Source organism: Pseudonocardia sp. TMWB2A (assembly GCF_017312135.1).
In genome coordinates this window covers 485,055-509,903 of record NZ_QKQY01000002.1, presented here as the reverse complement: position 1 = coordinate 509,903, position 24,849 = coordinate 485,055, and the positions used below count along the sequence as shown (strand labels likewise).

Sequence of the window (24,849 nt, the reverse complement as noted above, 5' to 3'; positions counted from 1 at the left end):
CGGTACTGTCAGGGCGTGGCCCCTCCCTCGTTCGGCGTCATGCTGTTCACCCACCGCTTCCCCGGGCAGAGCGCGACCGAGGTGTTCGCGCTGGCCGCGGACGTCGCGCAGGCGGCCGAGGCGCACGGGTTCGCGTCGGTGTGGACCACCGAGCACCACTTCCTGACCGGCTACGGGATCAACCCCTCCGCGACGACGCTGGCCGCGTTCCTGCTCGGCCGCACCCGGCGGGTGCGGGTCGGCACGGCCGTGACGATCCTGCCGACGCACCCGCCGGTGCACGTCGCGGAGCAGGCGGCGCTGCTCGACCAGCTCTCCGGCGGCCGGTTCGACCTCGGCGTCGGCCGGGCCGGGCCGGTGGTGGACCACGAGGTCCTCGGCACCGGCATCGAGCGGTGGCGCACCGGGCTGCCCGAGGCGCTCGGCCTCGTCCTCGACTCCTTCACCGGGCGGGTGTCCGCCGACTCCGAGCACTACCGGTTCCGCGAGGTCGCACCCGGCCCGGAGCCGTACACGCGTCCGCACCCGCCGGTGCACGTGGCCGCGACCTCGGCCACCGGGGTGGAGCTCGCCGCCCGGCACGGCCTGCCGATGCTGTTCTTCTTCTCCCAGACCGCCGACGAGCAGGCCCGGCTGGTCGCCGACTACGAGCAGCTCACCGCGGCGCGGCCGGTGCACGGCACCGCGGCCCTGGCCCATGTCACCGACTCGGTCGCCGAGGCCGAACGGGTCGTCCACGAGCGGCTGGCGCCGGTGTTCGCCTCCGGCTACGCCGAGTACGTGATGGTCGAGGAGTACGGCGGCCCGCGGCCCACCCCCGACGAGCTGGCCGCGGGCATCCTCGCCCGCCAGCCGATCGGTCCGCCCGAGCTGTGTGTCCGCCGGCTCGTCGACCTGGTCCGGGGGAGCGGGGCCGGACGGGTGCTGCTGCACGTCGAGTCCTCCGGTGAGCGCGACGCGGTGCTCGCCAACGTGGAACGCCTCGCGACCGAGGTGCTGCCCGCCGTCCGGAAGGAACTGGAGAACCCGTGAACGACACCTACGACGTGGTGGTCGTCGGCGGTGGGCCCGCGGGCCTGTCGGCGACCCTCGTGCTCGGCCGCCAGCGGCGTCGCGTCCTGCTCGTCGACGCCGGCGAGCCGCGCAACGCCCCGGCCGCCGAGATGCACATGTACCTCGGCCGCGACGGCGCGGACCCGGCGCAGCTGCTCGCCGACGGCCGCGCCGAGGTCGACGCCTACCCGACGGTGACCCGCCGGGCGGGCCGGGTCACCGGCGTCCGCGGCGCCCTCGACGACTTCACCCTCGACCTCGACGACGGCACCGTCGTACGGGCGCGGCGGCTGCTGCTGGCCGGCGGCCAGGTCGACGAGCCGCTCGACGTGCCCGGGCTGGCGCAGCGGTGGGGCGGCTCGGTGTTCCACTGCCCGTTCTGCCACGGCTACGAGACCACCGGCATGGCGCTCGTGGTGATCGGCAACGGCCTGGCCGGGATGCTCGCCGCCTACGTGCGGGACCGGTTCAGCGACGACGTCGTCCTCGCCACCCACGGCCCCGCCGAGCTGCCCGGCTGGGTCGCGGCGAACCTGGAGGCGCGCGGGGTGCGGGTCGTGGAGTCCCCGATCACGGCGATCGAGGGAGACCTGGGCGCGCTCGAGCTGCGCTTCGCCGACGGCACCACCCTCGCCCGCGACGGCATCTACCACCGCGCCCCGACCCGTCCCGGCACCGTGCTGGCCGGGAGCCTCGGCGCGACCGTGCTCGACGACGGCGCGATCGCCGTCGACGAGTGCGGCCGGACCTCGGTCCCGGGGGTCTCCGCCGCCGGCGACGCGGCCCGGCAGCCCGGGCTGCCCGACGGCGTGACGCTGGTGAGCGTGGGCGCCGGGAACGGCGTCGCCGCGGCGGTGTGGCTGGAGCAGGAGCTGTTCCGGACCGGTCTGCCGGTCGCCCCCGGCCAGGGGTGAGCCCCGCCGGGTGCCCCGGGCGCCGGCCCGGGGCACCCGGGTCAGTACCGCAGCTCGTCCACCGAGGGGTCGGCGGACAGCCGGGCGGCCGTCGTCACCGGGTCGAGCACCTCGGCGGCCCGGCCGACCCCGGGCGGGACCCGGCCCGCCAGCACGTCGGTGACGGCGAGCGCGGTGAACGCGCCGGTCAGGGCGAGCGAGTCGGTGGACCGCAGCAGCACGCGGCGGGCGCCGTCGGCGTAGCGCGCCGAGGCGAGCAGCGTGATGGCGACGCCGTGCGCGGCCACGTCGGCGTCGGCGGCGGCGATGACGGCGTCGACGTGCGCCAGCGGGTCGCCCGACGCCCAGGCCGACGCGAGGGTGTCCGGCAGCCCCGGCCCCGGGAACACCGAGTAGGCCCGCAGCTGCGCCGCACCGGTGTCCGCGGCCAGGCGCTGCGCCTCGGCGGTGAGCAGCGGCACGGCGTGCACCGGACCGTCGAAGCCCGGCAGCGACACCGCGGGCTGCACCGCCAGCGCGGCCTCGACGGGTCCGCCGTCGCGCCACAGCGCCCGGGGCAGCCCGTAACGGGGCGGGACCGACAGGAGCACGTCCGCCGCCGCGGCCGGGGTCAGCCGGTCGGCGCCACCGGCGTAGAGGTCCAGCCGCCGGGCCCCCGGCGGGAGCAGACGCGGCAGGAGCCCCGACAGTCCGGGCACCACCCCCGTACCCAGCACGACCGAGCGGTCGCCGGTCGGGAACGGGTCCAGGTCGCCGGCCGGGTCGACGAGGTGGGCCCCCGCGGCGAGCGCCGCCGCCAGCACGGCCGGGGTGAGCCGCAGCGACGGTCCCGCGCACTGCACGACGACGGCCGCGCCGGCGCAGAACCCGGCCAGGGCGTCGGCGTCGCCCGCGTCGACGCGCACGGCCTCGGCCCCGAGCTCGGCCGCCGGTGCGGCGAGCGCGGCCGCGTCGCGGGCCCCGAGCCGCAGCCGCACCCGGCCCGTCGCGGCCAGCCGTCGCGCCGCGGCCCGCCCGGTCGCCCCCGAGGCGCCCAGCACGGCGACCAGCGGACGGGGAGCCCCGGCCATCAGGACGCCCGTCCGGCCGCCGCGACCCCGGCGACCGTCGGGTCGGCGAGGAAGGCCCGTACCGGCACCGGGTGGTCCAGCTCGGCGGCGAGGCGGGCCAGCACCCGGATCGCGAGCAGCGAGTCGCCGCCCGCGGTGAAGAAGTGCACGGTGCGGTCCAGCACCGGGATCTCCAGGAAGTCCTCGAACACCTCGGCCACCGCCTGCTCCGCGCCGTCCGCGGGCGGGCCGGGAGCGTGCGTGCGACCGGTCCCGGGCAGCGCGCCGATGCGCAGCCCCTCCCCGGGGACGGGGTCGAGGGCCTCGGGCAGCTCCGGCACGGCGTCCCAGCCGGGTCCGTCGGCCAGCGCCGTCGCGAGCTCGACCAGCTCGGCGAACGCGGCCGTCACCTCGTCGTCGACGAACAGCTCCGCGACCAGGGAGAACACCAGGACGAGCTGCTCGTCGATCTCGAAGCAGCGGGTCTCCAGCGCCACCTGCGGGGTGCGCAGGTGGTGGGTGTAGTCCCCGGCGCGCACCCGGCCCAGCGGCCCGGCCTCGCTCGGCAGCGGGCTGCCCATCGCGGCGTCCATCCCGATCGTGGACTGGAACACCACCGGTGCCACCGGGCGGTGGGTGCCGCGCCGGCGCCCGACCTCCCGGGCCACCTCGACGCCCGGGACGAGCGTGTGCGCGGCGTGCTCGGCGAAGGTCCGCTGCACGGACCGGGCCAGCTCGGCGAACGACGCCCCGGTCTCCGGGACGACCGGCAGCAGCATGGTGGTGGCGAAGCCGCCGATCATGCGGTGCACGTCGGGGTGCAGCGGCAGGCGTCCGGTCTGCAGCGAGTTGAGCAGCATCCGCCGGTGTCCCGACCAGCGGGCCAGCACGACGGAGAACGCCGTGAGCAGCGCCGTCGCCGGGGTGACCCGCTGGTCGCGGCAGGCCGCGCGCAGCGCCGCCCAGCGGGCCGGGTCGAGCCGGAACTCGCGGTGCTGCATGACGGTCGGGGTGACCTCCTGCGGGTCGACGACCAGCGGCAGCGCGGGCGGGGCGGGCAGCGCGTCGATCCGCTCCCACCACCAGTCGCGGTCGGCGGTCCGGCCGCGGGTGCCGCGCAGCGCCCCGACCGCCTCGACGTAGTCGCCGGGGTCGATCTCCAGGGGGTCGAGCACCGCGTTCCAGTCCTGGGCGAGTGCCAGCAGCTCGCGGGTGAGCACGCCGGCCGACCAGCCGTCGAAGAGCAGCAGGCTGAACGCGCCGTGCAGCAGACCGGCGTCGCCGGGCAGCAGCGTCAGCCGGATGTCCAGGCCGGGGCCGGACACCGGGTCGGGCCCGCTGACGTTCATCAGGTCCCGCAGCGCGGCGAGCCGGGCGTCGATCTCCTCCGGTGCGGCGTCGCGCAGGTCCAGCACGGTCGGGGCCGGCAGCGCCCCCGGCGCGCCGGTGGGCAGCACGTACTGGCGGCCGTCGGCGTCGACCCGGGCGCGCAGGCCGGGCTGGCGCCGGGCCAGCCGCTCCAGGGCGTCGGTGAGGGCCTCCGCCGCCTCGTCGCCGTCGATGCCGTCGAGGGGGTAGTCGACGTAGTAGTGCGCCGAGGCGTAGGACAGCTCCCAGCCGTCCTGCTGGCCGACGAAGTAGCCCTGCTGCAGCGGCAGCAGCGCGAACGGGGCGTGCGGGTCGGCGCGACGGCGGGTGATCGCGGGCAGTGACCCGGCCGACGGATCGCTCACCCGATCGGCGACGAGTGCGGCGATCTCGCCGACGGTCGTGTCCACCCGGACCTCGGCCAGGCCGAGCGCGACGCCGAGGCGCTGCCGGATCAGCGCCGACATGCGCACCGCCAGCACCGAGTCACCGCCCAGGACGAGGAAGCCCACGTCGTCGGGGATCTCGGCGGGTGGCAGGTCGAGCAGTTCGGACCAGACGGTCGTGATCTCGGCGGTGTGGTCGGCGGTCGGTGGGGCGGTCATACCGGAGACCGTAGACGATATTGACAATCAGACTCAATAAGGCGAGAGTCGCTGCGGCGCCGAGCTCGTCACCCACCCGTGTCACGCATGCGCCACCGCCCCGAACTCCCGTACCCGGAAGGGACAACCGCATGACGGTCCGGCTCGACGACGTCCTCGCCTGCCTCGCGGAGGTGCTGGACCGGCCCGACCAGCTCCCACCGGACGTGCCGCTGACCGAGCTGGGCCTCGACTCCTTCACCGCCGTACGGCTGCGCCGGCGGCTGCGCGAGGAGACCGGGCTCAGCCTGCCGCTGCCGGACTTCCTCGGTGGCGCGACCGCACGCACGGTGGCCGGGACGGCCGCCGGCGAGCCCGCTCCCGCGGCGGACCCGCCGACCGCCGGGACCGCCGCACCGGCGTCGCCGCCGGACGGCACCCCGTTCCCGCTGACCGCCGTGCAGAGCGCCTACCTGGTCGGCCGGGACCCGGCGTTCCCGCTCGGCGGGGTCGCGACGTTCTGGTACCAGGAGTTCGACCGGGTTCCCGACGGCGACCCGCACGCCGACCTCGACCGCCTCGCGGCCGCCTGGGACGTCCTCGTGCGCCGGCACCCGATGCTGCGGATGGTCGTCGGCGACGACGGCCGCCAGCGCGTGCTCCCCGAGGTCCCCGCGACGCGGATCGTCACGGCCGACCTGCGCACCGACCCCGACCCCGACGCCCGGCTGGGCGCGCTGCGCGAGGAGTGCTCGCACCAGGTGCGCGAGCCGGGGACGTGGCCGCTGCACGACCTGCGGGCCGCGCTGCTCCCGGACGGGCGCACCCGCCTGCACATCGGCATCGACGTGCTCGCGCTCGACCTCACGAGCTGGATGGTGCTGATGCGGGAGTGGGGCGAGGTCGTCGCCGACCCGGACGTCGCGCTTCCGCCGCTGCCGACGACCTTCGCGGCCCTCACCGTGCGGACGACAACCGATCCCGCCGAGCGGGCGCGCCGCGACCGCGACCGCGCCTACTGGGCGGACCGCGCACCGCTGCCCGCCGGACCCGCCCTGCCGTGGACGGGGCTGCCGTGGACCGACCCGCCCGGCGACCCGGCACCCCGGATGACCCGGCACACCGTCGTCCTCGACACCGACGCGTGGAGCCGGCTGCGCGCCGCCGCGGCCCGGCACGGGCTCAGCCCGACCGGCGCGCTGCTCGCCGCGTTCGCGTTCGTGCTCCACCGCTTCGGCGCCGAGGAGCCCTTCGCTCTCAACACCACCCTGTTCGACCGCGACGACGTCGCCGCCGGTGACGACACCCCGGGCCTGGACCGGGTGGTCGGCGACTTCACCAGCACCGTGCTGGTCGCCGTCGAGCCGCCGGACCTGCGCGCCTGGGACGGCTTCGCCGGGTTCGCCGAGCGCGTCAACCGGCGGTTCTGGGCCGACCTGGAGCACCGCTCGGTGCCCGGGGTCGAGGTCACCGCGGGCACCGCCGGGCCGCGCGACCCGCGCACCGGGCTGCCCGCCCCCGCGCACCCGGTGGTGTTCACCAGCGGACTGGGGCTCACCGGGGACGGCCCGGCGGCCACGGACTGGCTGGGGGAGGAGGTCTTCGGGATCTCCCAGACCCCGCAGGTGCTGCTCGACCACATCGTCCACGACGCGGGCGGCGTGCTCCGGGTGCACTGGGACCTGCGGGCGGACACCCTGCCCGCCGGGTTCGTGCCCGGGCTGCGCGACGCCCACCGCACGCTGCTGCGCCGGCTCGCCGACGAGCCCGGCGCCTGGACCGACCCCACCCTGGGGCACGACCCGTCGACGGCCGCGGCCGGGCCGGTCGGACCGAACCCGTTCACCGCGTACGGCCCGCTCCTCGACGACCCCTGGCGCGCCGCGGTCCGGCCGGGCCGCCCCGCGCTGCTCGACGCCCGCGGCTGCGTCGCCGCCGACGTGCTCGCCGCCCGCGCGGACCGCACCGGCGCCGCGCTCGCCGGCCTCGGTGCCGGGCCGGGCGAGCTGGTCGCGGTCTGTGTGGACAAGGGGACCGCGCAGGTCACCGCCCTGCTCGGGGTCCTCGCGAGCGGCGCGGGCTACGTCCCGGTCGAGCCGTCGTGGCCCGCCGCACGGATCGCCTCGGTCTGCGCCCGCTCCGGCCTGCGGCACGCACTCGTCGCGCCGGGGGACACCACCGCATGGCCCGACGGGGTGCGCACCCACGTCCTCGACGCCGACGGGGTCCTCGACGGCGACGCCGCGACCCCGCGCCGTCCCGACCCGGGCGACCTCGCCTACGCGATCTTCACCTCCGGGTCGACCGGCACCCCGAAGGGCGTCGGGATCGCCCACCGCGCGGCCCGCACCACCCTCGACGACCTCGAGGCCCGCTACCCGCTGCGCGCGGACGACCGGGTGCTCGCGCTGTCGGCGTACAGCTTCGACCTGTCGGTCTACGACGTGTTCTCGGTGCTCGGCGCCGGCGGCGGGGTCGTGCTGCCCGACGCCGACCGGCAGCGGGACCCCGGCCACTGGCTGGACCTCATGGCGGCCCACCGCGTGACCGTGTGGAACACCGCGCCCGCGCTGTTGGAGATGCTCGTCGAGTACGCCGAGATCGAGCCCGACGCGACGCGGCGCGCGCTGGCGTCGCTGCGCCAGGTCTTCCTGTCCGCCGACTGGATCCCGGTGACCCTGCCCGACCGGCTGCGCGCACTCGCCCCGCAGGCACGGGTGGTCGGTCTCGGCGGCGCCACCGAGGCGTCGATCTGGTCGATCTCCTACCCGGTCGACGAGGTCGACCCGGCCTGGCCGAGCATCCCCTACGGCCGCGCACTGGGCGGCCAGAGCTTCCACGTCCTCGACCCCGACGACGGCAGGCCCTGCCCGGTGGGCCGGCCCGGGGAGCTGTTCATCGGCGGCGACGGGCTCGCCGAGGGCTACGTCGGCGACCCCGACCAGACCGCGGCCCGCTTCGCCGTGCACCCGACCACCGGCACCCGCGTCTACCGGACCGGTGACCTCGGACGGTGGCGCCCGGACGGCACCATCGAGTTCCTCGGCCGCACCGACCGGCAGGTGAAGATCCGCGGTCACCGGATCGAGCTGGGGGAGCTGGAGGCGACCCTGGACCGGCTGCCCGCGGTCCGCCACGCCGTCGCCCAGGCGGTCCGCGGCCCGGACGACCGGCCCCGCCTCGTCGCGTTCGTGGTGCCCGCGGACCCGGCGACCCCGCCCGGCGACGGCGAGCTGGCCGCCGCGCTGCGCGCGGCGCTGCCGCCGTACATGGTGCCCAACCGCTTCGTCGTGCTGGCGGAGCTGCCGATCACCGCCAACGGCAAGGTCGACCACGGGGCCCTGCCGAACCCGTTCGCGGCCCGGTCCGGGCCGGCCGCCCCGGTGCTCCCGGCCGCTCCGGTGCCCCCGGCCGCGGCGGCCACCCCCGCCACCCCCGTCACCGGGGTGCCGGCCCCCGCGCCCGCGGTCGCGTCGACCGGGGCGGAACCGGCCGTGGTCACCGCGGCGGGCGGTCGGGCGCACGCGGCCCCCGGATGGCCCGCGATCCCGCCGCAGGGCATCGAGCTGCGGCTGACCGTCGGGTGCGACGGCATCGGTCCCGTCGACGCGCTCGCCGTCGCCGCGCCGTGGGTCCAGTGGCTGCGCGCCGAGCTCCACACCCACGGCGCGACCGTCGCCGAACGGACACCCGCCGAGGGGCTCGTCGAGCTCGTGGTGACGGCCCCGGCCCTGTCCACCGCCCCGACCCCGGCGACCCCGACCCCGACGCCGGCGACCCCGGCCGCGCCTCCCGCACCGGCCTCCCCGCCCGCGGCCACGGGAGCCCCGGACCCGCTCGTCGAGCGGACCGTCGCGCGGGTGTTCAGCGACCTGCTCGGCGGACCGGTCGAGGTGGGCACCCCGTTCTTCCAGCTCGGTGCGTCCTCGCTGACCCTGGTCCTGGCCCACCGGAGGCTGGTCGAGCTGGACCCGCAGCTCACCGTCGTCGACCTGTTCGCCCACCCCACCGTCCGCGACCTCGCCCGGCACCTCACCGCGACCCCGACCCCGACGGCGCCGACCGGGGCCGGCGCAGCCCCACCGGTGCCGGACCCACCGGCCCCGGAGCCCGGCGGCGGCCGCGCCGCCGGACGCCGCGCCGCCCGCGCCCGCGCCGTGGCGGTGGCCGGATGAGCGACACGCACGAGCCCGTCGCCGTCGTCGGCATGGCGTGCCGGTTCCCCGGGGCCGACGACCTCGACGCCTTCTGGCAGCTGCTCGTCGACGGCCGCGAGGGCCTCACCCGGGTCGACCCGGGCGGGGTGCCGCGCGCCCTGCGCGAGCGGCCCGGCTACGTCCCCGTCGCCGGGATCCTCACCGACCAGGACCGCTTCGACCCGGCCCCGTTCGGGCTGACCGGTGCCGAGGCCGACCTGCTCGACCCCCAGCAGCGCCTGTTCCTCCAGACCGCCTGGCACGCCCTGGACCACGCCGGGCACGGCGGCGCCCGGGACGCCGGAGCGGTCGGGGTGTTCGCCGGGTCGATGCAGTCGAGCTACCTGGCCTCCAACCTCGCCGACCGGTGGGACCCCACCGGCGCGGGCCCGGACCCGCTCGGGAGCCTCGCCACCGCGATGGCGACCCAGCCGGACTACCTGCCGTTGCAGACGGCCTTCCGGCTCGGTCTGTCCGGGCCGGCCGTGGCGGTGTCGACGAGCTGCTCGACCTCGCTGGTCGCGGTGCACCTGGCCGTGCAGTCGCTGCTGAGCGGGGAGTCCGACACCGCGCTCGCCGGTGGGGTGTCGCTGATCGTGCCGCAGGGCCGCGGCTACGTGCACGTGCCCGGCGGGATCTTCTCCGCCGACGGGCACGTGCGGCCCTTCGGCGCCGCGGGCAGCGGGATCGTCTACACCCAGGGCGTCGGCGTCGTGGTGCTGCGCAGGCTGTCCGACGCGCTCGCCTCCGGCGACGTGGTCCACGCCGTCGTGCACGGCACCGCGGTCAACAACGACGGCGCCGACAAGGCCGGGTTCACCGCGCCGTCGGTACGCGGCCAGGCCCGGGTCGTCGCCGAGGCGCTCGCCGTCGCCGGGCTCGGCCCCGCCGACATCGGACTGGTCGAGGCGCACGGCACCGCGACACCGCTCGGCGACCCGGTCGAGGTCACCGCGCTGCGCCGGGTGCTCGGCGACGCCGGTGAGCCGTGCGCGCTCGGCTCGGTGAAGGGCAACATCGGCCACACCAACTCCGCGGCGGGCGTCGCGTCGCTGATCAAGGCCGTGCTGGCGGTGGCGCACCGGAGGGTCCCCGCCACGCTGCACGCGGAACCGGCGAACCCGGCGCTGCGCCTGGACGGGTCCCGGTTCCGGCTCCCCGCGGTCTCCGCGCCGTGGACCGGACCCGTGCACGCCGGTGTCAGCTCGTTCGGCATCGGCGGCACCAACGCCCACGTCGTCCTCGGTCCGGCCCCGCAGCGGGCCTCGGCCGCCGACGACTCCCGGCCGCAGCTGCTGTGCGTGTCCGCCGCAACCGCCGAGGCCGCCCGGGCGACCGCCGCGCGGGTGGCCGCCGTCCTGACCCCGGGCACGTCCGGGGTGGGGGCCGCCGACGCCGCGCACACCCTCGCCCGCGGGCGGCTCGCGCTGCCCCACCGGGTCACCGCCGTCGGGCCCGCCGCGCTGGCCGCGGCCGCACCGGTCCACGCCGGCACCCCCCGCCTGGTGTTCGCCCTCCCCGGCGCCGGCAGCCCCCGGCCGGGGATGGCGGCCGGGCTGCACCGCGACGAACCGGTCTTCGCCGCCGCGTTCGACGAGGTCGCCGTGCTGCTCGCCCCGCACCTGGGTGCCGACGTCACCGACGCGCTGGACCCGGACGGGCCCGCCGACCGGGTCGCCGACCCCGCGTTCGGGCTGCCCGCGCTGTTCGCGGTGTCGGTCGGTGCGGCCCGGCTGCTGCAGAGCTGGGGTGCCCACCCGGACGCGCTGGTCGGGCACAGCCTCGGCGAGTGCGTCGCCGCCACCGTCGGCGGCGCGCTCGCGCTGCCCGACGCCGCCCGGCTCGTCGCGGCCCGCTGCCTCGCCGCGTCCCGCGCCGCGGGCGGCGGAGCGATGCTCGCGGTCGGCCTGTCCGAGGACGCGCTCGTGGCCCGGCTGCCCCGTGCACTGGACCTCGCCGTGGTCAACGGCCCGTCGGCGTGCGTGGTGTCCGGCCCCGCCGCGGACGTGGCCGCGTTCGCCGCCGCCCTCGCCGCCGACGGCGTCGCCCACGCCCCGCTCGCCGTGGCCGCCGCCATGCACTCCCGGGCGATGGACGCCGAGCAGGCCGGACTGGAGGTCGCGCTCGCCGGACTGGCCGGCACCGCGCCGCGGATCCCGGTCGCGAGCACCGTCACCGGCCGGCTCGCGGGTGCCGAGCTGGGCACCGCACGGCACTGGGCCGAGCAGCTGCGCCGCCCGGTGCGGTTCGCCGACGCCCTGGCGGCCGCCGTCGGGGAGGGGCCCGCCGTCGTCGTCGAGGTGGGGCCGGGCACCGCGCTGTCCCGGCTCGCCGCCGGGGCGGCGGGGGTCGTCGCGACCGTGCCGCTGCTCGACGCCGGGCCGGGCGACACCGGGCCGGACGACACCGCCGCGGCCCGCGCCGCGCTGGGACGGCTGTGGGCACACGGCGTCCCGGTCGACCCGGGCGCCCCGGCCGGGTCCGGACGCCACCGCGTCGTGTTGCCCGGCTACGCCTTCACCCGGTCCCGGCACTGGATCGACCCGCCCGAGCCGGCCACCGGCACCGCCCCCGACGAACCGCTGCAGATCCTCACCTGGGAGCCGGTCGCCCCGGTGACCGGCCGGCCGGACGGCGGATGGACCGTGCTCGGGGACGGCCCGCTCGCCGACACCCTGCGGGAGCGGCTCATCCCCGGCCCGGACGTCATCGTCGTCGGCCCGGACCCGGGCGCCGATCCCGCGACGGCCGTGGCCGGGTTCGGGGCCCGCGCCGCCGACCTGTCCGACGACGACGCGCCGCGGCTGCTGCTGGTGACCCGCGGCGGCGCCCGGATCGCCGCCGACGGCCCGGCCGACCCCGCCGCGGCCGCACTGCGCGCGCTGCCGCGGGTGCTCGGGCAGGAACGGCCCGGCCTGGTCTGGGCCACCACCGACCTCGGCGCGCAGCCCGACCCCGACACCGGACCGGGGTCCGGGACCGACCGGGAGGCCGGGCTCGTCCTGGCCGAGGCCGCCGCCCTGGCCGCCGGTGGCACCGGTGCGGTGACCGCCTGGCGCGGCGGCACCCGCTGGCGGCTCGCCCTGCGCGGCTGGGACGCCGAACCGGACCCCACGGCCGCCCCCGCACCGGGGACGGCGGTCGTCCTCGGTGGCGCGGGCGCGGTCGGGCAGGTCGTCGCCCGCCGCCTCGCCGCGGCCGGGCACCGCGTGGTCGTCACCTCCCGCACCGGGCGGGACGGCACCCGCGCGGTCGACGCCACCGACCCCGCCGCGACGACGGCCCTGCTCACCGAGCTGGCCGGCGACGGGCCGCTGTCGGTCGTCGTCCACGCGGCCGGGGTGCTCGCCGGTGCCGAGCTGGACCCGCTCCGCGAGCTCGACGCCGGCCGGGTCCGCGCCCACCTCGACGCCAAGCTCGGCGGGGCACTGGCCCTGCACCGGGCGGTCACGGCGCTGCCCGCCGATCGGCGCCCGTCCCGCGTGCTGCTGATGTCCTCGGTCGCGACGCTGCTCGGCGGCGTCGGCACCGGGGCCTACGCCGCGGCCAACGCCGCGCTGGCCGCCGTCGCCGGGCCGGGATGGCAGGCCGTGCACTGGGACGGCTGGAGCGTCGGGACGGGCGCGACCGCCTCGGCCGCGCTCGACGCGACCACCGGCGGCGACGCGCTCGACCGGGTGCTCGCCCTGCCCGCCGTCGACGAGCTGGCGGTCTCCGCCTCGCCCCTGGCGCCCCGGATCGCCGCGGCCGGTCGGCCCCGGGCCGCGTCCGCACCCACGGGCCCCGCCCTCGACGGGGTCGAGGGGGAGGTCGCGGCCCTGTGGGGCGAGCTGTTCGGCACCCCGGTCACCGACCCACAGGACGACTTCTTCGCCCTCGGCGGGCACTCGCTGCTCGCGACGCGGATGCTCGCGGCCCTGCACGACCGCCACGGCGTCGCGCTCGCCCTGCGCGACCTGCTCGCCGCCCCCACCGTCGCCGGGCTGGCGGCCCTGCTGACCGGGGGAGCGGCCGCCCCCGCGGCCCCCGGCCCGGTCGCGGCGGAGCCGGACGGTGTCGCCGCCGACGGGACGTTCCCGATGACCCGGGTCCAGCACGCCTACCGGGTCGGCCGCGACGGCGGCTACGACGACGGCGGCGTGCCCTGCTACTTCTACCTGGAGTACGACGCGGACGGGCTCGACCTGCCCCGGCTGGAGGCCGCCTGGAACGTCGTCGTCGCCCGGCACCCCATGCTGCGCGCGGTCGCCACCGCCGACGGCCGCTTCCGCGTCCTCGACGACGTCCCGCACTACCGGATCCGCGTGCACGACCTCACCGGCGCCGACCCCGAGCGGCGGGAGTCGCGGCTCGCGTCGCTGCGCGAGCGGATCTCGACCCGGCCCGGCCCGCCGGACCGCTGGCCCCTGGTGACGATCCAGGCGGCCCTGCTCCCCGCGGGCCGGGTACGGGTCCTGATCGGCGTCGACGTGCTGGTGTGCGACGCCGCGTCCTGGTGGATCGTGGAGGACGAGTGGCGGGCCGCCTACGCCGACGCCGCCGACCCGCAGGCGCCGCCGTCGCTGCCCCCGCCGCCGGGTACCCACCCGGCGGCGTGCACCGCCGCGCTGGCCGCGCGCACCGCCGGGCCGGAGGGCCGTGCCGCCGCGGACTGGTGGCGTGGACGGCCGGTCCCCGGCCCGCCCGCGCTCCCGGTCCGGACACCGGCGTCACCGGGCGGACGGCCGCCGCGGTTCCGCCGCCGGGTCCACCGGATCGCCCCGGCGGACCATGCGGCGCTGCGCGCGCAGGCCGCCCGCCACCGCGTCACCCCGACCGCGGTGCTGCTCACCGCGTTCACCGACGTGCTCGCCGAGTGGGCGGGTGCGGGCGGGTTCGGCGTGCTCCTCACGCTCTTCGACCGCCCGCCGGGCACCGCGGGCGTCGTCGGGGACTTCACCTCGCTGGTCCTGCACAGCACGCCGGAGACCCCGCACCCGGTGTTCGCCGAGCGCGCCGCCGCCACCCAGGCCCGGCTGTTCGACGAGCTCGACCACCGCGCGGCCTCCGCGCTCGACGTGCTGGCCGAACGCTCCGCCCGCACCGGCGCGGTGCACCGGGTGCCCGTGGTGTTCACCAGCGCGCTCGGCCTCGACGACGACCGGTCCCTGGAGTGGATCGGCGAGCAGGTCGCCGCGCTGTCCTCCACCCCGCAGGTGTGGCTGGACCACCAGGTCGTCGAGGTCGCGGGCGAGCTGCGGCTGCAGTGGGACGGCCCCGAGGGCGTCCTGCCCGACGACGAGCTGGACGCCGTCACCGCCCGGCACGCCGAGCGGGTACGCCTGCTGGCCACCGACCCGGCGGCCTGGGGACCGGCCGCCGACCCCGACCCGGCGGCCCCGGCCCCTTCCCAGGCTCCGGTGGCTCCGGCGACGGTGCGTGCGGACGTGGCGGACGCGGTGATCCCGCTGCGCGGCGGGGACGCCCCGGACCGGCCCGCGCTCGTGCTCGTCCACCCCTCCGGCGGGGACGTGCTCTGCTACGTCGAGCTGTCCCGGATGATCGACCGCCGGTTCGACGTGCTCGCCGTCGCCGACCCGCACCTGTCGCTCCCGGCGCCGCACGCCGACGCGCCGGAGACGGTGCCCGCCCTCGCGGCCGCCCACCTGGCCGCGCTGCGCGCCGCCGGACGGCGCGGGCCGTGGCTGCTGGGCGGCTGGTCGATGGGCGGCACGCTCGCCCAGGAGATGGCCGTCCAGCTGACGGCGGCGGGGGAGTCCGTCCCGCTCCTGGTCATGGTCGACTCCAACGACCCGGCGCACATCCGGCCGGTCCCCGGCACCGGGGCCGAGCTCGACCGCGCCGTCGCCGTCCGGCACCTGCGGGCGCTGGAGGCCTTCCTCGGGGCGGACCTCGACGCCGACGGCCTCACCGGCCCCGGCGCCCCGCCCGACCTCGTCGCGGCCGTCGCGGACCGGCTGCGCGACCACGGCCTGCTGGGCCGGGCCGAACCGGACGCGGCCGTCGTCGGGCGGCTCGCGGTGACGGCCCGGCACCTGCGGGCGCTGGCCGCCCACCGGGCGCAGCGACTCGACGCCACCGGCACCGCGACCGTCCTGGTCCGCGCCGACCGGCGGGCGCCCCGCAACTCCGGCATCGGCATGGGCGTCGACGACACCCCACCCGCCGCCGGGCCCGACCTCGGCTGGTCGGCGCACCTCGCCGGCCCGCTGCACACCGTCGGCGTCGACGCCCACCACTACGGCGTGCTGCACCGGCCCGCCCTCCCCGACGTCGGCGCCGCGATCGACGCGGCGCTGCTCGCACTCCTGGAACGGATCGCATGAGACGACTGCTCACCGCGGGCCTGCTGGCCTGCGCCGTCCTCGCCGGCTGCGCGGCCCCGGCACCCACCCCCGCCGGTCCGGCGGACACGATCCGCTACGTGGCACCCGGCTCCGGCGGGGCGGCCGTGGACGACCCGCACGGGATGCTGCCCGCCGAGAGCGACATCGTGCGGATGGCACTGACCTACGACGTGCTCACCGTCCCCGGCGACGACGGCTCCCCGCAGCCCCGGCTGGCGACGTCGTGGACCCCGGACCCCACCCTGACCCGCTGGACCGTCCGCCTGCGCGACGACGCCGTGTTCACGACCGGCGCGAAGGTCCGGGCCGCGGACGCGCTGTTCTCGCTGCGGCGGATGGCGTCGAAGTCGGCGGAGAACTTCGGCCGGACGGCGATGTTCGACCTCGCCGCGTCGCGCGCCACCGACGACACCACCCTCACGCTGGTCACCCGCGCGCCCTACGCCGAGGTCGGGACCGCGTTGATGGGCGCCACCTTCGTGGTGCCCGAGGGCAGCACCGACTTCACCTCCGGCCTCGTCCCGGGCTCCGGACCGTTCCGGCCGGTCCGCTCCGACGCCCAGACCACCGTGTTCGAACGCAACGACGCCTGGTGGGGGCCGCGCCCGCCGAGCCGGGTGATCGAGGTCCGGGCGCTGGCCGACCCGCAGGCCCGCGCCCAGGCCGTGCTGTCCGGAGAGGCCGACCTCGCCGGCAGCGTCCCGCCCACGGCCGCCGACCAGGGGGCCGCCGCCGGGCTGACGGTCGTCCGCAAGCCCGGCGCGACGATGTACCCGCTGGTCATGCGCACCGACACCGCGCCCTTCTCCGACCCCCGGGTCCGCGAGGCGATCCGGCTCGGCGTCGACCGGCGCCAGCTGCTCGACGCCGTGTTCGGCGGCAAGGGCCAGCTGGGCAACGACCTGATCACCCCCACCGACCCGAGCAGCCCGCGCGACCTCCCGCAGATCGAGCGCGACGTGCCCCGCGCCCGCGCGCTGATGGCGCAGGCCGGGCTGGCCGGCGGCGTCGACGTCACGCTGCACACCACCACCGCCTACCCGGGCATGGACACCGCGGCGACCCTGCTGTCCCAGCAGCTCGCCGAGATCGGGGTGCGGGCCCGCATCGAGGTCGGCCCGCCGGACACCTACTTCAGCACCGTCTACGGCGCCGAGCCGTTCTACGTCAGCTTCCTCGGCGGCATCCCCTTCCTCGACGTCGTGCGGGTGGCGCTGACCCCCGGCTCGCCGACCAACGAGACCGCCTGGGCGGACCCGTCGTGGAACGCCCAGCTCGCCACCGCGCTGGCCGAGCCGGACACCGAGCGGCGCCGCGCCGGGCTCGGTGCCCTGCAGACCCGCCTGCGCGACGAGGGCGGCTACCTCGTGTGGGGCGTCGGTGACCGGCTCGACCTCGCCGCGCCCGGGGTGACCGGGGTGTCCCCGGCGATCGGGTTCGGCGCCGGTTTCCTCGACCGGGTGCACCGCGACCGATGACCGACGTCCGACCCGGCCGGGCGCCGGACCGCAGGCGGGCGGTGACCCGTGCGGCGGCCCGCGCCGTCCTTCGGGCTGCCGGGCTGCTCGCCGGGTCCGCGGTGGTGGTCTCCGCCGCCACCGCGGTCCTGCCCGCCGACGCCGTGACGGTCCGGGCGGGCGGCCGGGTCGACCCGGCCGCGCTCGCGGAGCTGCGCGCCGCGGCGGGCCTGGACCGGCCGTGGCCCGCCCGGTTCCTGACCTGGGGCGCCGGCCTGCTCACCGGGGACCCCGGACGGTCGCTGGTCAGCGGCCGTCCGGTCGCCGACCTCGTCGCCGGACGGGCCGGGACCACCGCCGTGCTGGTGGTCGCGGCCCTGGTCGTGGCCGTGCCGCTCGCCGCGCTGCTCGCCCGCCGGCGCGGCGCCGCCGTCGCCGCGGTCGGCTCCGCGGTGCCCCCGGTCGTGGTCGCGGTCGGGCTCGCGACGCTGCTGTCCGGCGTCCTGGGCTGGGTCCCGCCGGTGTCGCTGCTGCCGCCCGGTGAGCCCGCATGGGCCCGGCCCGACCTGCTCGTCCTGCCCGTCCTCGCGCTCGCGCTGCCGTCGGGCGCGTTCGCCGCGGGCCAGCTGCGCGGGGTCGTCGAGGACGTCGCAGCCCGGCCGTTCGTGCGCGACGCCGTGCTGCGCGGGGTCCCCGCGCCGGTCGTGGCCCTGCGCTACGCGGGCCCCTTCGTCGCGGCCCCCGCCCTGCGCGTGCTCGCGGTGACCGCGGGCTCGCTGGTCGCGGGCAGCACCGTCGTCGAGACGCTGTTCGGGGTCGCCGGGCTCGGGGAGCTGCTCGTGGGCGCCGTCGCCACCCGTGACCTGCCGGTGGTCTCGGCGGTGGCGCTGCTCGCCGCGTCCGTGGTGGTCGCGGGGATGCTGGTCGCCGACCTCGTCGCCGCCGCGGTGGGCCGCCCGTGAGGCGCGCCGTGCTCCTGCCCGGAGGGTTGCTGCTCGGCCTGCTGGTCGCGCTGCCCGTCGCGGGTCCGCTCGCCGGTGGCGACCCGCTGCGGGTCGTCGCCGCGCCGTGGTCCCCGCCGCGGCCCGGCCTGCCGTGGGGCGCCGACGTCCTGGGCCGCGACGTGCTCGCCCGGGTGCTCGACGGCGGCACCGGACCGGTCACGACGGCGGTGGCCGCCGCCCTGCTCGCCACGGCGATCGGCACCGCGGGAGGGCTGTGGGTGGGGTGGACCGGCGGGCGCCGCGCGCGCGCCGTCACCGCGCTGAGCGACCTGCTGGTCGCGGTGCCGCTGCTGCTGCTCGTCCTGGTCGCCGCGGTGACGCTGCCCGGGCCGGCCGCGGTGGTCGTCGGCACCGTCGTCGGCGGCGCGCCGCTCACCGTCCGGGTCGTCGCCGACGCCACCGCCCGGGCCCGCACCGCGGGCCACGTCGAGGCCGCACTCGTCCACGGCGAACGCCCGGTCGCGGTGCTGGTCCGCGAGGTGCTGCCCGCGCACGCACCCCTGGTGGCCGCCGACCTCGCCGGCCGCGCCGTGCTCGCGCTGCAGCTGGCCGCGGCCACCTCGGTGCTCGGGTTCGGCCCGCCGCCGCCGGCCCCGGACTGGGCGGTGATGCTGCGGGAGAACCTGCCCGGGCTGACGGTGAACCCGGCCGCGGTGCTCGCCCCGGCCGTCGCGCTCGGTGCCGTCGCGACGGTGCTGGCCGTGGTGTCGCTGCGGCTCGTGCCCGCACACGCCGGTACGACGCGGGTCCCCGGCGGCCCGGTGCCGCCCGGCCCCGGGCTCACCGTGCGCGGGCTGCGCGTCCTCGACCCCGACGGGCGCGTCGTCCTCGACGGCCCCGACCTCGACGCGCACCCCGGGGAGGTCGTTGCCGTCGTCGGCTCGTCGGGGAGCGGCAAGACCACGCTGCTGCACGCGGTCCTGGGCACCCTGCCGGGGGGACTGCGCGCCGTCTCGGGCGGTGTCGGCTGGGACGGCGTTGCGCTGCCCCGGAGGCGCGCCTGGCGACGACGCACACTCGGGCTGCTGGGGCAGGACCCGGCGCTGCACCCGCTGCGCGACGCCCGGGCCCAGCTGCCCGTCCCCGACCCGGACGCGGCGCTGCGTGCGGTCGGCCTCGACCCGGCGGCCGTCGGGGGGCTGCGGCCCGATCGGCTCTCCGGGGGCCAGGCCCGCCGGGTCGCGCTCGCCAGGGCGCTGGCCGGCGACCCCGCCCTGCTCGTGCTCGACGAGCCCACCGCGGGCCTCGACCCCGCCGCGACCGCCGTCGTCGTCGCGCTGCTGCGCGCCCGCGGCGGCGTCACCCTCGTCGTCACCCACGACCCGGCCGTCGCCACGGTCGCCGACCGGGTCGTGCGGGTGGGCGCCCCCGCGCCGCCGTCGTCCCCGGCCGGTCCGCCGCCGTCCGGGGCCGGAACACCGCCGTCTCCCACCGCGGCGCCGGTCCTCGACGCGCGGCACGTCACCACGGCCGTCCCCGGCGCCGCCGCGGACGTGGACGTGCCCGTGCGGCCCGGCGGGCTGACCGTGGTCACCGGGCCGTCCGGCTGCGGCAAGACCACCCTGCTCCGGGCACTGGCCGGGGTGCGGCCGGTCACCGGGGGCACCCTCGCACTGGCCGGTGCCGCCACACCGTGGCCGGTACGCGGCCGCACCCCGGGCGTCGTCGCGCTGGTCGGGCAGCACCCCGTCCACGAGCTCAACCCGGCCCGCACCGCGGGGGCCGCCGTCGCCCGCCCGCTGCGCCGGCTCCACGGCCTGTCCGCCGCCGGCGCCCGCGCCGAGGCGGTCCGGCTGCTGGGCGACCTCGGCCTGCCGCCCGAGGTCGCCGGACGGCGGCCCGCGGCACTGTCGGGCGGGCAGCGGCAACGGGTCGCGCTGGCCCGGGCGCTGGCCGTGCGCCCCGCGGTACTGCTCGCCGACGAGCCCACCTCCGCACTGGACGCGGCGACCACGGCCGCCGTCCTGGACCTGCTCGACGCCGCCCGCGCCGACGGCCTCGCCGTGCTCGCCACCACCCACGACCGCGCGCTCGCCGAGCGCGCCGACCACGTCGTCGACCTCACCCCCACCCACCCCGACCCCGCCACAGGACCGAGAGGAACCGCCCGGTGCGCACCGAACCCACCGCCGACCCGACCCACCCCTGGATCGCGCGCATCACCCGGGGCGAGGACCTGACCCGGGTCGTCGTCGACCCGGCCGCGCTCGTCCCGCCGGACGGCGCCCTCGTCGTCGAGCACCGCGAGCACTGGACCGAGGTCTACGACTGGACCTACTCCGACCCGTCGCCGCTGGCCGGCTGGCGGGCCTCGGGGACCGGCGCGCCGCTGCCCGCCGCGCACATGGGGGAGTGGGCCGACCGCACGGCCGAGCTCGTGCTCGCCGCGCGCCCGCGCCGGGTGCTGGAGCTGGGCTGCGGCACGGGGATGCTGCTGGAGCGGATCGCCCCGCACGTCGACGCCTACGTCGGCACCGACATCGCGGGCGACGTCGTCGACCGGCACCGCGCCACCGCCGCGCCCGGGGTGAGGGTCGTGCGGGCCGCCGCGCACGAGGCCCGCTCGGCCGCCGTGCGGGAGGCGCTCGGCGGGCGGGCACCGGACTGCGTGGTGATCAACTCGGTGACGCAGTGCTTCCCCGACCTCGCCTACCTGACCGAGGTGCTCCGCACCGCGACCGCGGTCGTCGCGGCCGGGGGGACGGTCGTCGTCGGCGACGTGCGGCACGCGGGCCTGCACCTGCGGCACTGGCGGGAGACCGTCACCGCCACCGAGCCCGACCTCGACGACGACACCCTGGCGCGCACCGTCGCCGACCGCGCCGCGGCGGACCGCGAGCTGCTGGTCGACCCGGCCGCCCTCGCCACCGCGGCCCTCGCGGGCGGGCGCCGCATCGCCGTCGCCGTGTACGCCAAGACCCTCACCGACGACACCGAGCTGTCGCGCCACCGGTTCGACGCCGTCCTGCACGTCGACGCGGGCCCCGATCCGGTCCCGGAGGTCCTGGACTGGACCGGCGACCCGCTGGCCGGGACGGAGCCGGTCGTGATCCGCGGCATCCCCAACGCGCTGCTGCGTCCCGGCCCGCACGCGGTCACCGCGGCCCGGCTGCGCACCGACCTCGCCGGTCACGACGCCGCCGTCCTGCTCGACCCGGACGACCCCGAGCTGCTGGCGGTCGCCCGGCCCGCCGCCGCGGCCGCCCGACCCGCCGCCGGGCTGGCCGGCCCGGGCCGGGCCCACGAGCCGTTCCCCGCGTTCGTGCGGAGCCGGGTCGGGCCGCTCGCGCGGCGTCTCACCGGTACCGACGCGACGGCCCTGCTGCCCGTCGTCGGGTCGGACGACATCGCCGCGGCCGACGCCGCGGGCCGGGCCGCGCTGCCCGGCGGCGCACCGGCCGGCGACGCGGGCCCCGCCGACGCGGTCGCCCGGCTCGACGCCGTCGCGCTGCGTGCCATGGCCTCGGTGCTCGACGCGGGGGACCCGGAGGTCGCCCCGCGGCACGCGTGGCTGGTGCGGCGGTGGCGGGCCGAGCTCGCCGCGCACGGCGACCCCGGACCGCAGCCGGACGGCGCGCTGCACGCGGCCTGCGCCGACCTGGGCTACCCGCCCGCGATGGTCGAGTTCTTCGCCGCCGCCATGGCCCACCTGCCCGAGCTGCTGCGCGACGAGGTGCCGCTGCAGGCGCTGCTGTTCCCCGACGGCGAGATCGCCACCGCCCTGGCGAGCTACCAGGACAACACGATCAACACCTACCTCAACGGGGCGCTGGCCCACCTCGCCGCGAGCACCGCACGGACCCGGGCGGAGCCGCTGCGCGTCCTGGAGCTGGGCGGCGGCGTCGGCGGCAGCACCCGCGCCGTCCTCGACGGCCTGGGGGAGGCGCCGGTCGACTACCTGTTCACCGATGTCTCCCGGTTCTTCCTCGACCTGGCCGCGACCCGGTTCCCCGGGGTGCGGACCGCGCTGCTCGACGTCACCACCGACCTGGCCGCCCACGACGGCCGCCACGACCTCGTCGTCGCGGCGAACGTCCTGCACAACGCCGTCGACGTCCGCGCGACGCTCGCCGCCGTCCGCGGGGTGCTGGCCCCCGGCGGGGTGCTCGCCCTGGTCGAGTCGACCCGCGAGCACCTCCCGGCGCTGGTGTCGATGCAGTTCCTCATGTCCGCGCGTCCGGGCGCGGCCGCCGCCGGCAGCGGGGACCTGCGCGCCGGCACCGACCGGATCTTCCTGACCGAGCGGCAGTGGTGGGCCGAGCTCGCCGCCGCCGGTCTGCGGCCGGTCGCGGCGCTGCCCCACGGCACGGACGACCTGCGGGTGCTGGGGCAGCAGCTGCTCCTGGCGACGCCGTGAGCCCGCCGCCCGGCCCGGCGTGCCGGGCGGCGGACGACGCGGAGCGGGACGGGGGCTGGACATCGGGTCCGACGGCGCGTTGCCTGGGGCACGGTCGTCCTCCGGCGCACGCCCGCGCGCCGGCACGGGTACCGGGGAAGGTGGGCCCGTGTTCGGCGAACCCCTGATGGCGACGTGCTGGACCTCGGCGGGCGACGCCGCGTCCGACCGGGCGGACCTGCGCAGCCCGGTGCCCCTGCGGACCCGGGTCGAGGCCGCCGCCGCGGCGGGGTTCCGCGGGTTCGGCCTGCTGTCGGCCGACCTGCCGGCGGCGATGCGCGCCCACGGCGGGTTCGACGGGGTCCGCGCGCTGTTCGAGGAGAACGGCATCACCCACGTTGAGCTGGAGGACGTCCCGGCCTGGTGGTCCGACGACGGGCCGGAGCGGGAGACCGCGGACGCGGTCCGCGACCTGCTGCTGGCCGCCGCGCCGGCGCTCGGAGCCCGCCACATCAAGGTCACCCCGGACGGGACGGGCGCACCCTGGGACCCGGCGCGGTGGGCGGCGCGGTTCGGTGACCTCGCGGCCCGGGCCGCGGACAGCGGTGTCCGGCTGGGCATCGAGTTCTTCCCCTGGTCGAACATCGCGACGCTGGCCGACGGCCTCCGCCTGGTCGAGGCGGCCGGCCACGACAACGCCGGGGTGATCATCGACGTCTGGCACACCGAGCGCGGCGGGACACCGGTCGCCGACCTCGCCGCCGTGCCGGTCGAGCGGATCATCGGGGTCGAGCTGAACGACGCCGACCGCACGGTGGTCGGCACGCTGTTCGAGGACACCGTGCACCGCCGGCGGTACTGCGGCGACGGCGACTTCGACCTCACCGGTGCGATCGCGTCGCTGCGCCGGGCCGGGTGGCGGGGACCGTGGGGCGTGGAGATCCTCTCCGACGAGCACCGTGCCCTCGACGTCGCGACGGCCTGCCGGAGGGCGTTCGACACCGCCGACGCGGTCCTGACCGCGGCGGCGGGCTGACCCCGGGCGGCGCCCCGGCGCGCGGTGATCCGCTCGGCGCGCGCTGGTCCGCCTGACACGCGGTGATCCACCCGGCGCGCGCTGGTCCGCCCGGCGCGCGCTGATCCGCCCGGCGCGCGCGTCCGGACACACGCGCCGAGCGGATCACCGCGCGTCCGGCCGGGGGCGGCCCACCCCGCTGCGCGCGAGCAGCGCGACGACGTGGATCCGGCGGGCCGTCAGCTCTTGGCGCAGACGCACCCCTGCGAGGACCCGCCCGCGATCTTCGCCGAGCAGAACCTCCGGTCGATGGCGTCGTGGTCCGCCCAGCGGTGCGGGCAGACCGGGCAGAGGTCGTCCGGGTCGGTGTCGTCGGTGTCGGGTGCGGGCTGCCGGTCGTTCATGGTGGTGGTGCTCCTTCGGGGGTCGCCCCGAGCGGACCCGGGGACGGGTCAGGGGGCCGGTGGCCCGGTGGGGCGGCGTAGCGGGGCGCCGACCGCGTGCAGGTGACGCAGGACCTCGGCGTAGGAACGCAGGGGCCCGGTCCGGGTGTAGGGCAGGCCGTGGGCGGTGCAGAACGCCTGCACCACCGGTTGGGCGCGACGCAGGTGCGGGCGCGGCATCCGCGGGAACAGGTGGTGCTCGATCTGGTAGTTCAGGCCGCCCAGTGCGACGTCGAGCACCCGGCCGCCGAGCACGTTGCGGGAGGTCAGCACCTGCTTGTGCAGGTGGTCCATCCGCTGCCCGGCGGGGATGATCGGCATGCCCTTGTGGTTCGGGGCGAACGCCAGTCCCATGTACACCCCCCACAGTCCCTGGTGCACCACGACGAACGCGACCGCCTGGAGCGGCGAGAGCACCCAGAACACCGCACCGAGGTAGCCGACGGCATGGGCGACGAGCAGCGCCCCCTCCAGCCACGGGCGCGGGACCTCGCGGCGCAGCACGCTCCGGACGGCGGTGACGTGCAGGCTCCACCCCTCCAGGAACAGCAGCGGCAGGAACAGGTACGCCTGGTGGCCGATCATCCACCGGACCGGTCCGCGAGCGGCGGCGGCCTGCTCGGGGCTGAAGGCGAGCACCGGGATGTCGATGTCCGGGTCGTCGTCGGCGTGGTTGGGGTGGGCGTGGTGGGCGGTGTGCTGGGTGACCCAGGTGCCGTAGCTCAGCCCGACCAGCCCGCCGTGCAGGTAGCCGACGACGTCGTTGGCGCGCCGGCCGGCGAAGATCTGACGGTGGCCCGCGTCGTGGCCGATGAAGGCCAGCTGCGTGGTCACGACCGCGAAGAACACTGCGAGCAGCAGCTGCCACCAGGACGGGCCGAGCCACACGAACACGGTGAGGCCGCCGGCGAGCAGGACCCCGTTCGCCGCGAACAGGAGCAGGTAGGCCCGGCGGGCCTGCTGCAGCAGACCCGCCCCGGACACCAGGGCGGCCAGCTCGCCGAACCCGCCCGCCGTCGTCGGACGGGTACCGCGGGTGGACGGGACGGTGGGTGGGGGCGTCGTCATGCGTGCTCTCCGGTC

The 24,849-nt window shown here is 78.3% G+C and carries 13 protein-coding genes; 9 read left to right on the top strand and 4 right to left on the bottom strand.

What is annotated here, in order from left to right; translation table 11 throughout:
* Positions 1 to 15 precede the first annotated feature (15 nt).
* Together DMP17_RS16650 and DMP17_RS16645 are read left to right on the top strand one after the other, a co-directional pair.
* Positions 16 to 1,032 carry an LLM class flavin-dependent oxidoreductase gene (locus tag DMP17_RS16650; protein WP_226356125.1) on the top strand — a complete coding sequence of 339 codons (1,017 nt, stop codon included), beginning with the start codon at positions 16 to 18 and terminating at the stop codon, positions 1,030 to 1,032.
* Positions 1,029 to 1,967 carry an NAD(P)/FAD-dependent oxidoreductase gene (locus tag DMP17_RS16645; protein ID WP_226356126.1) on the top strand — a complete coding sequence of 313 codons (939 nt, stop codon included), beginning with the start codon at positions 1,029 to 1,031 and terminating at the stop codon, positions 1,965 to 1,967. Before DMP17_RS16650 ends, DMP17_RS16645 begins: the two co-directional genes overlap by 4 nt.
* A 41-nt stretch (positions 1,968 to 2,008) precedes the next feature.
* Here the strand turns inward: DMP17_RS16645 and DMP17_RS16640 are convergent, their stop codons facing one another.
* Positions 2,009 to 3,037 (bottom strand): saccharopine dehydrogenase NADP-binding domain-containing protein, encoded by a 1,029-nt coding sequence (locus tag DMP17_RS16640; protein WP_337830011.1) that lies wholly within the window; start codon positions 3,035 to 3,037, stop codon positions 2,009 to 2,011.
* On the bottom strand, positions 3,037 to 4,989 hold the full coding sequence (locus DMP17_RS16635) for a phosphopantetheine-binding protein (RefSeq protein WP_226356128.1): 1,953 nt from the start codon (positions 4,987 to 4,989) through the stop codon (positions 3,037 to 3,039). The genes DMP17_RS16640 and DMP17_RS16635 overlap by 1 nt, the downstream gene beginning before the upstream one ends.
* Before the next feature lie 131 nt (positions 4,990 to 5,120).
* Here DMP17_RS16635 and DMP17_RS16630 point away from each other — a divergent pair, with 131 nt between their 5' ends.
* The 7 genes from DMP17_RS16630 (at position 5,121) to DMP17_RS16600 (ending at position 23,344) form a co-directional block, all read left to right on the top strand.
* Positions 5,121 to 9,143: an amino acid adenylation domain-containing protein gene (locus DMP17_RS16630; protein WP_337830010.1), complete on the top strand. Its 4,023-nt coding sequence runs from the start codon at positions 5,121 to 5,123 to the stop codon at positions 9,141 to 9,143.
* Positions 9,140 to 15,490, top strand: coding sequence for an SDR family NAD(P)-dependent oxidoreductase (locus DMP17_RS16625; protein WP_337830009.1), 6,351 nt, complete (start codon positions 9,140 to 9,142; stop codon positions 15,488 to 15,490). The genes DMP17_RS16630 and DMP17_RS16625 overlap by 4 nt, the downstream gene beginning before the upstream one ends.
* Entirely contained in the window at positions 15,487 to 16,989 is a 1,503-nt protein-coding gene (locus DMP17_RS16620) for an ABC transporter substrate-binding protein (protein WP_337830008.1), read from the top strand. Before DMP17_RS16625 ends, DMP17_RS16620 begins: the two co-directional genes overlap by 4 nt.
* Positions 16,986 to 17,930 (top strand): ABC transporter permease subunit, encoded by a 945-nt coding sequence (locus DMP17_RS16615; protein ID WP_226356131.1) that lies wholly within the window; start codon positions 16,986 to 16,988, stop codon positions 17,928 to 17,930. The genes DMP17_RS16620 and DMP17_RS16615 overlap by 4 nt, the downstream gene beginning before the upstream one ends.
* An 8-nt stretch (positions 17,931 to 17,938) precedes the next feature.
* Positions 17,939 to 20,152 (top strand): ATP-binding cassette domain-containing protein, encoded by a 2,214-nt coding sequence (locus tag DMP17_RS16610; protein ID WP_226365724.1) that lies wholly within the window; start codon positions 17,939 to 17,941, stop codon positions 20,150 to 20,152.
* The gene (locus DMP17_RS16605) at positions 20,083 to 22,329 is read left to right on the top strand and encodes a class I SAM-dependent methyltransferase (protein WP_337830007.1); all 2,247 of its coding nucleotides are present in this window, start codon (positions 20,083 to 20,085) and stop codon (positions 22,327 to 22,329) included. The genes DMP17_RS16610 and DMP17_RS16605 overlap by 70 nt, the downstream gene beginning before the upstream one ends.
* Positions 22,330 to 22,477: 148 nt before the next feature.
* Complete coding sequence (locus tag DMP17_RS16600) at positions 22,478 to 23,344, top strand: sugar phosphate isomerase/epimerase family protein (protein WP_337830006.1); 867 nt, start codon at positions 22,478 to 22,480, stop codon at positions 23,342 to 23,344.
* A 218-nt stretch (positions 23,345 to 23,562) separates the two neighbouring features.
* Here DMP17_RS16600 and DMP17_RS16595 read toward each other — a convergent pair whose 3' ends face one another.
* Together DMP17_RS16595 and DMP17_RS16590 are read right to left on the bottom strand one after the other, a co-directional pair.
* Complete coding sequence (locus DMP17_RS16595; RefSeq protein ID WP_337830005.1) at positions 23,563 to 23,727, bottom strand: RGCVC family protein; 165 nt, start codon at positions 23,725 to 23,727, stop codon at positions 23,563 to 23,565.
* Between the two features lie 48 nt (positions 23,728 to 23,775).
* Positions 23,776 to 24,834, bottom strand: coding sequence for a fatty acid desaturase family protein (locus tag DMP17_RS16590; RefSeq protein WP_337830004.1), 1,059 nt, complete (start codon positions 24,832 to 24,834; stop codon positions 23,776 to 23,778).
* Positions 24,835 to 24,849: the final 15 nt, after the last annotated feature.